Origin of the sequence: Streptomyces roseolilacinus (genome assembly GCF_014649335.1) — a bacterium.
Lineage (GTDB): Bacteria > Actinomycetota > Actinomycetes > Streptomycetales > Streptomycetaceae > Streptomyces > Streptomyces roseolilacinus.
Genome location: NZ_BMSV01000003.1, coordinates 594,369 through 609,059, shown reverse-complemented (window position 1 = coordinate 609,059; position 14,691 = coordinate 594,369). Strand labels below are relative to the sequence as shown.

The 14,691-nt window shown below is 73.4% G+C and carries 17 protein-coding genes; 8 read left to right on the top strand and 9 right to left on the bottom strand.

Features of this window, described 5'->3' with window-relative positions; translation table 11 throughout:
• The first annotated feature begins 26 nt into the window (after window positions 1-26).
• The gene (locus IE106_RS09980) at window positions 27-524 is read left to right on the top strand and encodes a hypothetical protein (RefSeq protein WP_189532071.1); all 498 of its coding nucleotides are present in this window, start codon (window positions 27-29) and stop codon (window positions 522-524) included.
• 76 nt (window positions 525-600) lie between these two features.
• Here IE106_RS09980 and IE106_RS09975 read toward each other — a convergent pair whose 3' ends face one another.
• The gene (locus IE106_RS09975) at window positions 601-1,050 is read right to left on the bottom strand and encodes an ATP-binding protein (RefSeq protein ID WP_229840219.1); all 450 of its coding nucleotides are present in this window, start codon (window positions 1,048-1,050) and stop codon (window positions 601-603) included.
• A 136-nt stretch (window positions 1,051-1,186) separates the two neighbouring features.
• Between IE106_RS09975 and IE106_RS09970 the strand changes: the two genes are divergently transcribed.
• From IE106_RS09970 to IE106_RS09950, 5 genes are all read left to right on the top strand, one after another.
• A complete protein-coding gene (locus IE106_RS09970) occupies window positions 1,187-2,044 on the top strand; it encodes a helix-turn-helix domain-containing protein (RefSeq protein ID WP_189532069.1) in 858 nt (285 codons plus the stop codon).
• Window positions 2,041-2,250 carry a DUF397 domain-containing protein gene (locus IE106_RS09965; RefSeq protein ID WP_189532067.1) on the top strand — a complete coding sequence of 70 codons (210 nt, stop codon included), beginning with the start codon at window positions 2,041-2,043 and terminating at the stop codon, window positions 2,248-2,250. Before IE106_RS09970 ends, IE106_RS09965 begins: the two co-directional genes overlap by 4 nt.
• 192 nt (window positions 2,251-2,442) lie before the next feature.
• On the top strand, window positions 2,443-3,021 hold the full coding sequence (locus IE106_RS09960; protein ID WP_189532065.1) for a hypothetical protein: 579 nt from the start codon (window positions 2,443-2,445) through the stop codon (window positions 3,019-3,021).
• 78 nt (window positions 3,022-3,099) lie between these two features.
• Entirely contained in the window at window positions 3,100-3,723 is a 624-nt protein-coding gene (locus tag IE106_RS09955; RefSeq protein ID WP_189532063.1) for a TIGR03086 family metal-binding protein, read from the top strand.
• Window positions 3,724-3,795: 72 nt separating this feature from the next.
• Window positions 3,796-4,392, top strand: a complete 597-nt coding sequence (locus tag IE106_RS09950; protein WP_189532061.1) for a 3'-5' exonuclease — start codon at window positions 3,796-3,798, stop codon at window positions 4,390-4,392.
• Between the two features lie 47 nt (window positions 4,393-4,439).
• Here the strand turns inward: IE106_RS09950 and IE106_RS09945 are convergent, their stop codons facing one another.
• The gene (locus IE106_RS09945; RefSeq protein ID WP_189532059.1) at window positions 4,440-4,616 is read right to left on the bottom strand and encodes a hypothetical protein; all 177 of its coding nucleotides are present in this window, start codon (window positions 4,614-4,616) and stop codon (window positions 4,440-4,442) included.
• 301 nt (window positions 4,617-4,917) lie between these two features.
• Between IE106_RS09945 and IE106_RS30665 the strand changes: the two genes are divergently transcribed.
• Window positions 4,918-7,743: an NB-ARC domain-containing protein gene (locus IE106_RS30665; protein WP_189532057.1), complete on the top strand. Its 2,826-nt coding sequence runs from the start codon at window positions 4,918-4,920 to the stop codon at window positions 7,741-7,743.
• Between the two features lie 65 nt (window positions 7,744-7,808).
• On the opposite strand, the gene IE106_RS09935 is transcribed toward IE106_RS30665, so the two are convergent.
• From IE106_RS09935 to IE106_RS09905, 7 genes are all read right to left on the bottom strand, one after another.
• A complete protein-coding gene (locus IE106_RS09935; RefSeq protein WP_373295926.1) occupies window positions 7,809-9,287 on the bottom strand; it encodes a nucleobase:cation symporter-2 family protein in 1,479 nt (492 codons plus the stop codon).
• A 267-nt stretch (window positions 9,288-9,554) separates the two neighbouring features.
• Window positions 9,555-10,940, bottom strand: a complete 1,386-nt coding sequence (locus IE106_RS09930) for an 8-oxoguanine deaminase (protein ID WP_189532055.1) — start codon at window positions 10,938-10,940, stop codon at window positions 9,555-9,557.
• Between the two features lie 155 nt (window positions 10,941-11,095).
• Window positions 11,096-12,019: a factor-independent urate hydroxylase gene (gene pucL / locus IE106_RS09925; RefSeq protein WP_189532052.1), complete on the bottom strand. Its 924-nt coding sequence runs from the start codon at window positions 12,017-12,019 to the stop codon at window positions 11,096-11,098.
• Window positions 12,020-12,026: 7 nt separating this feature from the next.
• On the bottom strand, window positions 12,027-12,416 hold the full coding sequence (gene uraH / locus IE106_RS09920; RefSeq protein ID WP_189532050.1) for a hydroxyisourate hydrolase: 390 nt from the start codon (window positions 12,414-12,416) through the stop codon (window positions 12,027-12,029).
• Window positions 12,413-12,928 carry a 2-oxo-4-hydroxy-4-carboxy-5-ureidoimidazoline decarboxylase gene (uraD, locus tag IE106_RS09915; RefSeq protein WP_189532048.1) on the bottom strand — a complete coding sequence of 172 codons (516 nt, stop codon included), beginning with the start codon at window positions 12,926-12,928 and terminating at the stop codon, window positions 12,413-12,415. The genes uraH and uraD overlap by 4 nt, the downstream gene beginning before the upstream one ends.
• 142 nt (window positions 12,929-13,070) lie before the next feature.
• Window positions 13,071-13,448, bottom strand: a complete 378-nt coding sequence (locus IE106_RS09910) for a helix-turn-helix domain-containing protein (protein ID WP_189532046.1) — start codon at window positions 13,446-13,448, stop codon at window positions 13,071-13,073.
• Window positions 13,445-13,696, bottom strand: coding sequence for a thiamine-binding protein (locus tag IE106_RS09905; protein ID WP_189532044.1), 252 nt, complete (start codon window positions 13,694-13,696; stop codon window positions 13,445-13,447). The genes IE106_RS09910 and IE106_RS09905 overlap by 4 nt, the downstream gene beginning before the upstream one ends.
• A gap of 127 nt (window positions 13,697-13,823) precedes the next feature.
• On the opposite strand from IE106_RS09905, the gene IE106_RS09900 reads away from it, so the two are divergent.
• Window positions 13,824-14,681, top strand: coding sequence for a TIM barrel protein (locus tag IE106_RS09900; protein WP_189532042.1), 858 nt, complete (start codon window positions 13,824-13,826; stop codon window positions 14,679-14,681).
• Window positions 14,682-14,691: the final 10 nt, after the last annotated feature.

The window sequence follows — 14,691 nt, the reverse complement described above, 5'->3', positions numbered from 1 at the left end:
CACAACACGAGGAGATACGAATCCTGATGGACCTCATCCTTGACCCGCCACACGGCGTCGGCCCCGTACGCCTCGGGATGACCCCCGAAGAAGCCCTCGCCGCCGTCGCTCCCTGGGGGACACCCAAAGTCCTGCCTCCCACCGGCCACCCGACGAAGAAGATCCTCACGGCGTGCCAGGAGATCAGGATCAACGTGCTTCTGGAGGGCTCCGGCGAGGCCGTCACCGCGGTCGAGCTGTGGTGGCCCGGAGAAGGCCGCCGGACCGACGTGCGCGTGCTGCTCGACGGTGACGACGTCTTCACGACCCCGGCCGAGGACCTCTTCCGCAAGGCGGAGGAACGCGGCTGGACCGTCGACCGGACGGAGGTCGAATATCCGTTCATCCCCGGCGTCTCGCTGGGCTTCACCCGCCAGACGTCCCAGGAGGTACCCCGCACCCGCGATGGCCTGCCCCTCTGCGTCACCTCGGTCCTCGTCGGCGGCGAGCACTACTACGACTCTTACGTACAGGACGGCGTCTGAGGGCGACGGAACCCGCCTGTACACCGCACCTCCACGAGGGGATGTGCGCCTTGAGCCGCCGGCCGGGCAACCGGCCTCACCGCGAAACGAGGCCGACTTCCGCCCAGACGTTCTTGCCGGGCGCTCCGGTGCGCGGCGCGACGCCCCACCGGTCGGCGAGTTCGGCGACGAGGAGCAGGCCGCGGCCGGACTCGTCGTCGGGTCGCGGCGGGCAGGGCCTTTCCGGTGAAGGCCGACGCTCCGTGCGCGTATCGGCGACCTCGACGCGGACGACCACCCCCGCGGCCAGGAGCCGCACCGCGAAGTCCCGGCCGGGTACGTGGCCGTGGCGCACGGCGTTCGCGGTCAGTTCGGCGGCGAACAGCGTCACGGTCTCGTTGACGGAACCGCCGTACGGGTGGCCCCAGTCGTGCAGCCGGTGCGAGACCAGCCGGCGGGCGAGGCGGGCGCCGCGCGGGGTCGAGGTGAACCTCATCGCGAACTCGCGGACGGCGCCGGCGGCGGGAGGGGGTGTTTCGGTCGTCATGCCTACGAGGATCTTGGCCGGTACGGGGGCCCACCAGCGGTGCCGCGGGTACGGACGGCCGCTGTACGGGTACGGGGCGTGGCCTGTCGGAGCGTCGATCCGTTACCCCTGCGACGGTCAAGCGGAGGTGGGGAGCATGACGGAGGAACGTCGGCCGGAGGGGCCGACGGACAGCGCCGAGCACGACGGGGACGACCCGGGGGCCGAGGTCCTGAGGTCCTTCGGGAAGCAGTTGAAGATCTTAAGGACGCTGGCCGGGCTGTCTCAGGCGGAACTCGGGGAACGACTCGGGTACAGCGAGGCCCTGGTGGCGTCCGTCGAACAGGGCCGCCGCATCCCCAAGGAGCCCTTCCTCGAGAAGGCGGACGAGGCGCTGGGGGCGAAGGGCGTCCTGGCGGCGCGGAAGGAGGAGGTGGCGCGGGTCCGGTACCCGAGCTTCTTCCGGGACGCGGCGCGGGTGGAGGCGCAGGCGGTGGAGCTGCACTTCTACGACACGCACGTGGTGAACGGCCTGTTCCAGACCGAGGAGTACGCCCGTGCGGTGTTCGGCATGCGCCGCCCCCTGCTGGACGAGGAGACGATCGAGCAGCGGGTCGCCGCGCGACTGGCCCGGCAGGAGATCTTCTCGCGGAGGCCCGCGCCGTTGATGAGTTCGGTGATCGAGGAGTCGGTACTGCGGCGACGACTTGGTGGGGCGGCAGTCCATCGCGGACAACTCGAACAGCTTCTGCTCATCGGCCAGAAGCGCAACGTGGAGATTCAGGTCATGCCGACGGACCGGGAGGACAATGCCGGTGTGGACGGCCCGTTCACGTTGCTGACCGGCAAAGGCAGTGAGCCCGTTGCCTATATGGAAGTGCAGGGCCGAGGCACGCTGGTCACAGGGCGCGAGGAGGTCCGTGTGATCACATCCCGCTATGGGATCATCCGGGCGCAAGCCCTCACCCCGAGTGAGTCACTGCATGCCATCGAGAGGTTGTTGGGAGAACTATGAGCGGGAACGACACCATAGCGCCTGCCGCACCCGAGCCGGCCTGGTTCAAGAGCAGCTACAGCGGCGCCGAGGGCGGCCAGTGCGTCGAGGTGGCGGCCCTTTCTGGTGCCGTGCGCGTACGGGACTCCAAGCACGCGGCGGGGCCGTCCCTGGCGTTCGACGGCCATCAGTGGGCGTCGTTCGTCGCGTACGCCAAGGACGCCTGACCGCTCCGGTCACGTCGGTGCCCCGCCGCCGGTCGCGATCCGGTGGCGGGGCACCCCCTTGTACGGGCGTGTACGGGTGGCCCGGCCGCACGTCCTCTGCGGCAGGCCCCGTCCCGCTTCCGCGCGGGGCGTTGTCAGTGGGGGGTGCTTCACTGGATTCGTCACTGAGAGTAGTCGAATCCAGGGGGAGACGTGACGGACCGTACGACGTTCGTGTCGTTGGAGGGGCTGCGTTCGCGGGGGTGGACCGACGGGATGGTGCGGGACCTGCTGGGGCAGCCGGACGTGCAGGGGCGCAGTCCGCGGCGGGGTGCCGGGGCGCCCGTGCGGCTGTACCTGCTGGCCCGGGTGGAGGCCGTGGAGCGGGCGCGGGAGTTCGGGTGCGCGCGGGCCGGCGGGGCGGCGGGAGTGCGCGTGGCGGCCGAGCGGAGGCGGCGGGCCGTCCTGGCGACGCTGCGGGCCGAGCCGATCCGGGTGCCGATCCTGCCGCCCGCGGAGCTGGAGCGCCGCGCCGTGCGGTACCGGCGGGAGATCGGCGGGGCCGGGGCGGACGACGGGGCGGCCGGGGACCTGGCGCGGTGGCAGGTCGGGTACCTGCGGAGCGCGTTGCGGTCGTACGACGCGCTGCTGGACGGGTTGTTCGCCGCCTCGGGGCGGGCGGAGGCGGAGCGGCTGCTGCGGCAGCGGGTGGACGCGGCGATCGCGCAGGCCTACCCGTGGCTCGCCGGGGAGTGCCGGCGGCGGACGGAGGGAGGCCGGGGAGGGCGGTGAGTGCCGGGGTGCCGGCGGCGGGCGGAGGGGGCTCGGGGGCGGCGATGAGTTCCGGGGGTGGCGGCGGTCTGTGTGTGTATGGAGACATCGATCGAGAGAGTGGACCTCGGGCCCGTGGCCCGCCGTGTCGCCGGGCTGGTGTCCCGGGTCGAGGACGGGTGGCTCGACCTGCCCACGCCCTGCCCCGACTACGCGGTACGGGAGCTGCTCGCCCACGTCGGCGGGCTCGCCCTCGCCTTCCGGGACGCGGCGCGCAAGGAGTTCGGGCCGACCACGGACACGGATCCCGGCGACGCGCGGCCGGTGCTCGCGGACGGGTGGCGGACCGTGTTCCCCCGGCGGCTGGAGGAGCTGGCGGAGGCGTGGGGGGAGCCGGGCGCCTGGGAGGGGATGACACGGGCGGGCGGCGTCGACCTGCCGGGGGCGGTGGCGGGGCTGGTCGCCTTCGACGAGCTGCTGGTCCACGGCTGGGACCTGGCGCGGGCGACCGGCATGCCGTACGCGCCGGGCGACGACGAGCTGCGGGTGTCGTACGCGTTCCTGGCACCGTCCGCCGCCGAACGCGCGGACGGGAAGGGGCCGTTCGGCCCGCCCGTGCCCGTACCGGACGGCGCGCCGCTCCTGGACCGGGTCATCGGCCTCAGCGGGCGCCGGCCGGACTGGCCGGCGGGCGCCTCCCCGGCGGGGGGCCGCACCGGGTAACGCCCCGCCCGTCCGGGACGCACGGCGATATTCGGTGGGGGCCCGGGGGTCCGCCGTGGCATGCTCCGCCGCATGGTCCAGCGTCCCCGCCCCAGCCTGTACGTCTCCGTCGACATCGAGGCCGACGGGCCCATCCCGGGCCCGTACTCGATGCTGAGCCTCGGCGCCGCCGTCGCCGGGCGGCAGGACGCCGACGGGTACGTGCCGGCCGGTCCGAAGGCGGCGACGTTCTACCGCGAACTGCGGCCGATCAGCGGGGACTTCGTCCCCGAGGCGCTCGCGGTGAGCGGGCTGGACCGGGAGCGGCTGCGCGCCGAGGGCGCCGAACCGGGGGCGGCGCTGCGGGCGTTCACCGCGTGGGTGCGGAGGGTGAGCGGGGACGCCCAGCCGGTGATGTGCGGCTACCCCGCCTCGTACGACTGGACGTTCCTGTACTGGTACCTGATCCGGTTCACCGGCGAGAGCCCGTTCGGGCACTCGGGGTGCCTGGACATGAAGACGCTGTACGCGACGAAGGCGCGCATGCCGCTGCGCGCCGTCGCCAAGCGGACGATGCCGCGCGAGCTGCTGCCGACCCGGCGGCACACCCATCACGCGCTGGACGACGCAGTCGAGCAGGCCGAGCTGTTCAACAACCTCATGGCGTGGGAGGGGGCACCACCCCGCTGAGGCCGGTCCGCCCCCGCACCTCGCTGCGGGGGCGGACCGGCGGGTGGTCAGGCGCGGTGCCCGCGGCGGCCGCGCGGGGTGAGGCGCCGGCGCAGGGCGGTGGCCGTCCGGCGCGCCGCCGAACCCATCCGCCTCGATCGGCACACTCGCCACAGACCCCACAGCAGGCGGGCGACCGCCACGATCTCCGGTCCGTGCTCCATGAGCGACTGGGCTGTCTCCACTGCCGGTTCCTCCTCGTCGTCACGGGCCGGGCGCCCGTGACGACTCCTGGATAGGGCGCGGCGCCAGGTGTCCGGCAGTCCGTTCGGACAGGGCCCGGACGGACGCGGACGGCACCGTCCCGGCCTGCGGTCCTCCCCACGGCGTCCGGCCGTGTCCGCACGTGTCCGAGCCTTGTCCGAGCCCTGCTCCGACCCGTCCGGGCCACGCTCCCGGCCGGTCTCCTCGAACGGTGGGCACCGGGCGGCCGGGCGCGCGAACACCTCGTAGGGTGTGTCGCGGAGTCGGCGAACGGAGGGGCGTGTGGAGGGCGGCACGGACACGGTGTCCGGATCGGTCGATGCGGACGCCCCGCCGGGGATGCGGGAGTTGGCGACGCGTCTGCGGACGGTGCTGAGCAGGGCCGGGTACGGCGGCATCCGCGAGGTCGCCGAGGCGTCCGGGCTGAGCCGCAGCACCGTGTCGGACGCGCTGCGGGGCAACCGCGCCACCTGGCCGACCGTCACCGCGCTGCTCCGGCACTGTGGTGTGGCGCCTGACGCCTCCTGGAAGCGCCTGCACGAGGCGGCCCGGCGCGGTCAGGAGCAGGGCCGGCGGCAGGAGCGGGCCGACCCCGCCGGCCACCCGGCCCCCGGGAGCGCGCCCCTGCCCGTGACCGTACCCGGACACCCGGCCGGCGCCGTACCCGGACCCCGGCCGCCTTCCCCCGCCGTGCCGCACCCGGGCGCGGGCACGGCGGGCTCCGCGGCGCCGAGCGCACCCTCGCTGCGGGCCCCCTACGGTGAACTGCCGCACCACGTGCGCGGCCGTGCGGAGCTCCTGCGCACGCTGGAGGCGGCGCTGGCGGCCGACCGCGAACGGGTCCACGTGCTGTGCGGCCTGGGCGGCAGCGGGAAGACGACCGTCGCGCTCGAACTCGCCCGCGTCGCCCGGCGCTCCGGCCACCAGGTGCTGTGGGTCTCCGCCGCCACCCGCGACGCCCTGCACACCGGCATGCGCCGCGTCGCCCGGGAACTCGGCGTCCCCGCGGCAGAGGTGGACGAAGCCTGGGAGGGCCTGACCAGCGCCCCCGACCTGGTGTGGCGCGCGCTGGACGGAGCCGATCGGCCCTGGCTGCTGGTGCTGGACAACATGGACGAGCCGGAGGGGCTGACCGAGTGGGTCCGGCCCGGCACGGCGGGGCTCACCGTGGTGACGAGCCGGGTCGGCAACCCCATGGTCTGGGGCGCGGAGGCGGTGTGCCACCCGGTGGACGTGCTCCCGCCGGAGGACGGCGCACGCGTGCTCGTCGACCTGGCGGGCCAGGCTGGCTCACCGCAGGACGCCCGGGCGCTCGCCGAACGGCTCGGCGGGTTGCCGCTGGCACTGCGGCTGGCCGGCGCGTACCTCGCCCGCAGCGCGCGCGGTGCCGGCCTGCTGCACCGCCGCGACGGGGACGGTGCGCACGTGCGGGACTTCGCCGGGTACGCCGCCGCGCTCGACCGGCTCGGCCCCGACCTGCTCGACCGGGGCGAGCGGCTCGGCGGCGCGGCCGGCGGCGACGAGCGGCGCCTGCGCCGGCTGATCGGCCGCACATGGGAACTGAGCCTGGACCTGCTGGAGGCGCAGGCGCTGCCCGAGGCGCGCCTCCTGCTGCGGCTGCTGTCGTGCTTCGCCCCCTCTCCGTTCCCCGCGCAGTTGCTGGACCTCGACACGCTGGAGGAGTCCGGGCTGTTCACGGGCGCGGCCCGCGTGGAGGGGTGTGACGCGGCACTGGAGTCCCTGGTCGACCTGGGTCTGGTACGGGTGGAGGACCTGCGCTTGGGCGAGGGGGACGGCGAGGAGCCGTTCGTCCTGACGTGTCTGTCCGCGCACCCCCTCGTCCTGGAGGCCAGTGGGCTGAACGCCCGCCGGGCCCGCGCCGCGGAACGCGACCGGCTGTGGCGCGCCGCATCGGTGGTGGCCCTGCGGCTGGCGTCCGTCGACGCGGACGAGCCGGGCATGTGGAAGGTGTGGGACCTGCTCGTCCCCCACCTGCGGGCCGGTCTGCGGGCCGTGCCCGACCACGACGAGCCGACGCTGGTGGCGTTCCTGTCGGCGGCGAACATGGCGCACGGCTACGCCGTGGTCTCCAACAGCTACGACCTCCTGGACGAGTTCGCCGCGCTGTTCCGCGAGAGGGCCGCGGCGCTGCCGCCGGAGCACCCGGCCGCCCTCCACGCGCAGCAGCTGTCCCTGCGGCACGCGGACGACTCCGGCGAGGGGATCGACGCGGCGTACGCGTTGTACGAGGCCGCCCGGCGGGAGCACGGCGACGACCACCCGAACACGGTGTCCACCCGCCACTCGCTGGCGCGCGCCCTGTACGTGCGGGGCGACCTGCCCGCGGCGGAGCGGGAGTACCGGGCCCTGGTCGCCCTGGAGGACGGCGTCGGGCCGGGCACGGAGGCCCTGCACCACCGGACCGGGCTCATCGCGGTCCTCACCGACCTCGGCAGGGGTGAGGAGGCCGTGGCGCAGGCGCGCACCCTGCTGTCCCTGGTCGAGGAGGGGCGGCTCGACGCCGACGACCTGAGCGCCCGGCACCACCTCGGTCACGCGCTGGACCGGACGGGCCTGTTCGCCGAGGGCGAGCGGCTCCACCGCCGGGTGCTGGCCGAGTTGGAGGGTGCGGGCGCGCGCGGGTCGCACCTGCACCTGCACACCGCGCGCATGCTCGCCGACAATCTCGCCGCGCAGCAGCGCCACGAGGAGGCGCTGGAGGTGATGGACGACCTGCTGCGCCAGTACGGTGCGGTCAGTCCGGCGCGTGAACGCGCCTACAACGAACGGCTGCGGCTCCTCGACCGCCGCGCCCACCTTCTGCACCGGCTGTGCCGGCATGACGAGTCGGTGGACCAACTGCGCGCGCTGATAGCCGATTTCGCCCCGGTCGTACCGCCGGACGCGCCGACGGTGCTGAACGTCCGGTACGGTCTGGCGCTGAACCTCCTCCATGCCGGGCGGCCCGCCGAGGCCGAGGCGGAGCTGGCCGTCCTGGTGGCGGCCCTGGGACCGGAGGGGCCCGGCGCGGCCGAGCGGTCGCAGGAGGCGGCGGCGCTGCGGCGGCAGGTCGCGGTGCTGGCGGAACAGCTGGGCCGGGCCCGGTAGGCCGGCGGCTTCGGCCCCGCGCGCCCGTCGTCGCGCGGGACCGCGGCGGTCACCGGACCCGCGGGTCAGTGCGCCGGCGCGGGTTTCGCCGTACGGGCCTCGGTGATCTCGTCGCCCGGCTCCATCGGGGCCGTCACGTCGTCGGAGTCGCGGCGGGAGGCGGCGCCGATGTGGTTGAAGACGAGGTTGAGGAGGACGGCCGCGACGCAGCCGGTGGAGATGCCGGAGTCCAGGATGATCTTCGCGGTCTCCGGGAAGGCGTGGTAGAACTCCGGCTCGGTGATGGGGATGATCCCGACGGCCAGTGACACGGCGACGATGAGGACGTTGTTGTCCTTCTCCAGGCCCGCCCGGACGAGGGTCTGGATGCCGCTCGCGGCGACCGACCCGAAGAGGACGACGCCCGCGCCGCCGAGGACCGGGCGCGGCACGACCGCGATGAGCGACGCCGCCACGGGGCACAGGCCCATGAGGACCAGGAAGCCGCCGCCCACGGCCACGACGAAGCGGCTGCGGATGCGGGTCATCGCGACGAGGCCGATGTTCTGGGCGAAGGCGCTGCACATGAAGCCGTTGAAGAGGGGGCTGATCGCCGAGCCGAGGGTGTCGGCGCGCAGGCCGCCCGCGATGGTCCGCTCGTCGGCGGGCCTGTCGACGATCTCGCCGAGGGCCAGCATGTCCGCGGTGGACTCGGTCATCGACACGAGCATGACCACGCACATGGAGACGATCGCGGCGACGGCGAACTGCGGGGCGCCGAAGTGGAACGGCGTGGGGAAGCCCACGAGGTCCGCCTCGACGACCGGGCTGAAGTCCGTGACGCCGAACGGTACGGCGATCAGGGTGCCGAGGACGAGGCCGATAAGGACCGCGATCTGCTTGACGAACCCGCGGGTGAAGCGGCGTAGCAGCAGCACGACGACCAGGGTCACGGCCGCCAGCGTCAGGTACGTCGCGGAGCCGTAGTCGTCGGCGGCGGGGTTCGGTCCCTGCGCCCAGCCGAAGGCGACGGGCAGCAGGGAGACGCCGATCAGGGTGATGACCGTGCCGGTGACGACGGGCGGGAAGAAGCGGACGAGCTTGCTGAACCAGGGCGCCGCCAGGAAACCGAGGGCGCCGGCGACGATGATCGCGCCGAAGATGACGGGGAGGGCGTCGGCCTTGTCGTCCGTCGTGTCGACGATGGCGAGCATGGGGGCGACGCCGGCGAAGGTGACGCCGTTGACGAACGGCAGCTGGGCGCCGATCCTCCAGACGCCGAGGGTCTGGAGGAAGGTGGCGAGGCCCGCGGTGAAGAGGCTGGCGCCGGTGAGGAAGGTCAGTTCGCCGGCGGAGAGGCCGACGGCCGCTCCGACGATCAGCGGCGGGGCGACCACGCCCGCGTACATGGCGGCCACGTGCTGGAGGCCGCTGGTGAGCATGCGTACGGGCGGGAGCGTCTCGTCGACCGGGTGCTTCCCGCCCGCGGGGGCGGCAGGGGTGTCGGGGGCGGGGACGGGGTTCTGGTTGCCTGCATCGTTGTGGGACCTGGGCATGGCGGCCACGGCGGTTCCTCCGGTCGGTTAACGCGTCGGCGGTGTGACACGGGTTTCGGGGAGGTGCTGATGGTGATGCGGGAGGTCGGTGGGGGGGGTGCGGAGGTGGGATGCGGGGCGGTACCTGCGCGTGCGGGCGACCAGTACCGTCCCGGGGGGTGGCGTGCCTCTGCGGCACGCCACCCCCCGGTCCGGCGTCCGCGGGCCCCGTCGGGGTCCGCGGCGACCGGCCGAGGGCCGTCCCCCTCGGCCGGACTTCACGGTGCGCGCCCGGGCTCAGCCCTGGGCGGCGATGCGGGCGAGGCGCCGGGCCTCGTCCCTGGTGGAACGCGCGATGGCGTCCTCGTCGGCGGTCAGCAGCCGGTCGTCCTCGACGATCTGCCGGCCGTTGACGAACGACGCGGTGACCGGGGCCGCCGCGCCGAGGACCAGTGCGGTGACGGGGTCGGCGATGGAGGAGTGGGCGAGGGTGTCCAGCCTCCACAGCACGAGGTCGGCGAGCTTGCCGGCTTCCAGGGAGCCGATCTGGTCGGCGCGGCCGAGGACCCGGGCGCCGCCGTACGTGCCGAGCCGGAGTGCCTGGCGGGCTCCCAGCGCGGCCTCGCGGTGGGCGCCGAGCCGGTTGACGAGGAGCGCGTTGCGCAGTTCGGTGTGGAGTTCGCCGGACTCGTTGGACGCGGTGCCGTCGACGCCGAGGCCGACCGGGACGCCGGCGGCCAGCAGGTCGGGGACGCGGGCGATGCCGGCGGCGAGGCGGGCGTTGGACGAGGGGCAGTGGGCCACGCCCGTCCCGGTGCGGGCGAACGCCTCGATGTCGGAGTCGTTCATGTGGACGCAGTGCGCCATCCACACGTCCTCGCCGAGCCAGCCGGTCGACTCGAAGTAGTCGGTGGGTCCCATGCCGAACAGTTCGTGGCAGAACTTCTCCTCCTCGACGGTCTCCGAGCCGTGGGTGTGCAGGCGCACGCCGAGCCGGCGGGCGAGTTCCGCGCCCTGCCTGAGCAGTTCGGTGGAGACGGAGAAGGGCGAGCAGGGGGCGACGGCGACCTGGGTCATCGCGTCGAAGGAGGGGTCGTGGTGCCTGCGGACGGTCTCCTCGGTGGCGGCGAGGGCGCCGTCGAGGGTCTCGACCGCGAAGTCCGGGGGCAGGCCGCCGTCCTTGGCGCTGCGGTCCATGGAGCCGCGGGCGAGGGTGAAGCGCACGCCCATGTCGGTGGCGGCCTCGACGATCGCGCCGGACAGGTCGCCGGAGCCGTGCGGGAAGACGTAGTGGTGGTCCATGGCGGTGGTGACGCCGCCGCGGGCCATCATCGCCAGGGAGCCCTGGGCGGCCGCGTGCACCATCTGCTCGTCGATCCGCGCCCAGGTGGGGTAGAGGGCGACGAGCCAGTCGAAGAGGTTGTGGTCGGTGGCCAGGCCGCGGGTGATCCACTGGTAGAAGTGGTGGTGGGTGTTGACGAGGCCCGGCGTGGCCAGGTGGCCGGTGCCGTCGATGCGGCGGACCACGTCCGTCAGGCCCTCGGGGGCCCGGCCCGCGCCGACCGACTCGATCCTGTTGTCCGCGATGACGACGTGCCCCGAGGCGTACTCGGTGTCCTGGGCGTCGACGGTCGCTATCGCGCAGTTCTCGATCACGGTGCGCTGGGCTGCCGAAGGGGCCATGGTGCGTCCTTCCGGTTTCGGATGGCGAGGGCGGGCACGGCAGGACCCTGGGGGATTTGAGTGCCGCGGCCCGGTGGCCGCGGGTGCCGAGAGGGTGGGGTGGGGAGCCGTCCGGCGGTCCGCCCCGGCGGGTCGGGGCGGACGGCCGGCCCGGGTCAGAGGTTGGTCAGGTCGACCGGGATGCGGGGCTCCACGCCGTCCCGCAGGACGGTGGCCTCGATCAGGCCGTACGGGCGGTCCGCCGCGAAGTAGACCTCGTTGTCGTTCTCGAGGCCGAACGGCTCCAGGTCGACGAGGAAGTGGTGCTTGTTGGGGAGGCTGAAGCGCACTTCGTCGATCTCCGCGCGGTTGTCGATGATCCGCGCGCCCATCTGGTACAGGGTCTGCTGCAGCGACAGGGAGTACGTCTCGGCGAAGGCCTGGAGCATGTGCTTGCGCACCTGCTCGTAGGACTTCTCCCAGTGGGGCATCCGCTGGTCGTCGTCGGTCCAGTTGAACCGCCAGCGGGCGGAGACCTGGGTGGCGAGGATGCGGTCGTACGCCTCCCGGAGGGTGGTGTACTCGTCCTTGACGTAGCCCCAGAACTCCGAGTTGGTGGAGTTCATGACGACGAGGTCCTTGAGGCCGGAGACGACCTGCCAGCCGTCGCCGTCGTAGGTGACCTCGGTGAGGCGGGTCTCCTGGCCCTTGCGGACGAAGGAGTGCTTGACCTCGTCGGCGCCGATGAACCTCGAGTTGGCGTCGGAGGCGGCGATGCGCTCCCAGGCGTACTCCTCGATCCGGATGCGGGCCCGGTGGATGGGCTCCTGGCTGGTGACGAAGTGCCGGGCGAGGTGGATGCCGAACTGCTCGGCGGACTCTATGCCGTGCTTCTTGGCGAACGCGTACACCGTGTTCTTGGTGGTGTCGGTCGGCAGGACGTGGGCGTTCGAGCCGGAGTAGTGCACGTCGTCCATGTCGCCGGAGAGGGCGACGGAGACGTTGAGGTCCTTGATGTGGTGGGTCGCGCCGTCCCGCGTGATCTTCACGACGCGGTTCTCTGCTTTCCCGTACTGGTTCTGGCCGAGAATCGTGGGCATGTGGCTGCTAGCTCCCTCGGTAAACGGAGTAGCCGAACGGGTTGAGCAGCAGCGGAACGTGGTAATGCTCGCCCGGTACGACGGCGAAGGTGATCGCCACCTCGGGGAAGAACACGCCGCTGTCCCGTGTCGCGGGGGCGTCCTGCTGTGCCTCGGCTTGCTTGCTGGCGAAGTACGCCCCGGTCTCGAAGTCGAGGCGTACGTGGGTCGTCCCTTCCGGCAGCGCCGGCAGGTCCTTGCAGCGCCCGTCCGCGTCGGTCGCGGAGCCGCCGAGCTCCGCCCACTGCGCGTCGCGGCCGGAGCGGGCCGCGAGGAGGACGGCGACGCCCCCGGCGGGGCGGCCGGCGCTGGTGTCCAGGACGTGCGTGGACACCGATGCGGTCGTGTCGGTACTCATGCGGGGTCTTCCTCCAGGAGACGGGTCAGCCGGATCCGGTTGATCCTGCCCAGTTCGGCGCGGACGATCTCCCGCTCGCGCTCGGGCGTGTGCGTGATCCGCTCGCGGAGCGCGTCGCGCATCTGCTCGCCGGTACGGCCGGTGGCGCAGATGAGGAAGACGTGCCCGAACCTCTCCTGGTAGGCCAGGTTCAGTTCGAGCATCTCGGCCCTGAGTTCCTCGGAGGCCCCCGCCATGCCCCGCTGTTCGCGGGCGGAGGTGGGGTCCCCGGGCTTCGGGCGGCCGATCGGCGGGTGCCCGGCCATGGCCTCGGCCAGGTCCTCGGCGGAGAGTTCGGCCGTGGCGGCGTCGCCGGCGAGGAGGAGGTCTTCGGCGGTGGCGTACGGGCGTTGGGCGAGCAGCCTGCTCCCCCATGCCGAACTGGCGCACACCTCGTGCAGGGCGGCGAGCGCGTCGCTGTCCGCCGAGGTGTTGAACCGGGTGAGGCCCGGTGTCGAGGTACTCGAAGTCACGGGGAGCCTCCGTGGCTGTTTTTCGCTGTCGTCGGACGGGCTGCGGATAGCTAACGCCCTGCGACGACACCCCGTCAACACTTTGTTGAAAAGTCGGTGACGCGAAAGCCGCCGCCCGGACATCCGGGCGACGGCCGGGGTTCTACTTGCCCTTGGCGGCGTTCTCCCTGTTCAGGTAGTTGTACACGGTGAACCGGCTGACGCCGAGGGCGCCGGCCACGGTCTCCACCCCGTGCCGCACGGAGAAGGCGCCGCGCGCCTCCAGGCCGCGGACGACCTCCTGCTTGCTCTTGCGGTCGAGTTCGGCCAGCGGCATTCCGTGCCGCCTCTCCAGGGCGGCGAGGATGTGCTCCAGGGAGTCGGCGAGCTGGGGCAGCCGCACGGCGAGCACGTCCTCGCCCTCCCAGGCGAGCACCACGTCGTCGGGCCCGGCCTCGCCGGGCGGGAGCATCCGCCCGCCCATCGCGTCCACGAGCGGCTTCACCGCGGTGACCAACGGGTGGTCGCCCGGCGCGGTCACCGCTCGTCCCCGACGACGTTCACCTGGAGGGAGACCCGGGTCGCGCCGGCCTCCAGCGCGCGGCGCAGCAGGGCGTCCACCGCGGCGAGCACCGCGTCGGCGCGGCCCTCCGCGGTGTTGCCGAACGGCCCCACGTCGACGGCGTCCAGTTCGGCGCCCTGGATGACCTCGCGGGCCACGACCGCGTGGGCCGGCGCCTCGTCGAGGTCGAATGGTTCGGTCGTGAACTCGACCCTCAATCGCTCCATGGGCCCACCGTAGCGCCGCCCCGGCGGATGCCCGTCCGTCGGGTGGCTCTTGACAAGAGGGACGCTCCACTTGCAATCTTCCATCACGCAGAAATTAACTTCCGCAATACGGAAGGAGCGCCGCCTCATGGCCCGCTTCCCAGAAGACGCAGGCAAGGCCCAGCGCTTCGATGTGAACCTGTCGATCCTCTTCACCGGGCTCCCGCTGCCGGAGCGCCCCGCGGCCGCCGCCGCGGCGGGCTTCACCGCGGTGGAGCTGTGGTGGCCCTGGCCCGAGACGCCGACGCCGCCGCGGGGCGAGCTCGACGCGCTGAGGAAGGCGCTGGAGGACGCCGGGACGCGGCTGGTGGGGCTGAACTTCTACGCCGGGCGCCTCCCCGGCCCGGACCGCGGCGCCCTGTCCGTGCCCGGTGAGGAGTCGGACCGCTTCCGCGCCAACATCGACGTGGCCGCCGACTTCGCCGCCTCCGTCGGCTGCACGGCGCTGAACGCGCTGTACGGCAACCGCGTCGACGGCGTCGACCCGGCCGCCCAGGACGAACTGGCCCTGGAGAACCTGGTCCTCGCCGCCCGCGCCGCCGACCGGATCGGCGCGACCCTGCTGATCGAGGCCCTCAACGCGCCCGAGTCGCCCCGCTACCCGCTGGTGAGCGCCCCGGCCGCGATCGAGGTCGTCGACCGGGTCAACGAGGCCACCGGACTGGGCAACGCCGCGTTCCTGCTGGACCTGTACCACCTGTCGATGAACGGCGAGGACCTGGAGGCGGTGATCGACGCGTACGCCGCGAAGACCGGTCACGTCCAGATCGCCGACAACCCGGGCCGCGGCGCGCCCGGCACCGGCGACCTCGACCTCTCCGCGCTGCTGCTGCGCCTGAACGACCGCGGCTACGACGGCTGGGTCGGCCTGGAGTACAAGGCCGGCGACCGCCCCGGCGCGGACGGCTTCGACTGGCTCCCCCGGGAACTGCGCGCCGCCCACTGACGTCACGCAC

Bases quoted from the DNA above. Each gene is read 5' to 3' on its own strand.
- IE106_RS09965 (WP_189532067.1), top strand. From the start codon at position 2,041: ATGAGCGGGAACGACACCATAGCGCCTGCCGCACCCGAGCCGGCCTGG.
- IE106_RS09950 (WP_189532061.1), top strand. From the start codon at position 3,796: ATGGTCCAGCGTCCCCGCCCCAGCCTGTACGTCTCCGTCGACATCGAG.
- uraH (WP_189532050.1), bottom strand. From the start codon at position 12,416: ATGAGTACCGACACGACCGCATCGGTGTCCACGCACGTCCTGGACACC.
- IE106_RS09970 (WP_189532069.1), top strand. From the start codon at position 1,187: ATGACGGAGGAACGTCGGCCGGAGGGGCCGACGGACAGCGCCGAGCAC.
- pucL (WP_189532052.1), bottom strand. From the start codon at position 12,019: ATGCCCACGATTCTCGGCCAGAACCAGTACGGGAAAGCAGAGAACCGC.
- IE106_RS09980 (WP_189532071.1), top strand. From the start codon at position 27: ATGGACCTCATCCTTGACCCGCCACACGGCGTCGGCCCCGTACGCCTC.
- IE106_RS09905 (WP_189532044.1), bottom strand. From the start codon at position 13,696: ATGGAGCGATTGAGGGTCGAGTTCACGACCGAACCATTCGACCTCGAC.
- IE106_RS09900 (WP_189532042.1), top strand. From the start codon at position 13,824: ATGGCCCGCTTCCCAGAAGACGCAGGCAAGGCCCAGCGCTTCGATGTG.
- IE106_RS09930 (WP_189532055.1), bottom strand. From the start codon at position 10,940: ATGGCCCCTTCGGCAGCCCAGCGCACCGTGATCGAGAACTGCGCGATA.
- IE106_RS09955 (WP_189532063.1), top strand. From the start codon at position 3,100: ATGGAGACATCGATCGAGAGAGTGGACCTCGGGCCCGTGGCCCGCCGT.
- IE106_RS09975 (WP_229840219.1), bottom strand. From the start codon at position 1,050: ATGACGACCGAAACACCCCCTCCCGCCGCCGGCGCCGTCCGCGAGTTC.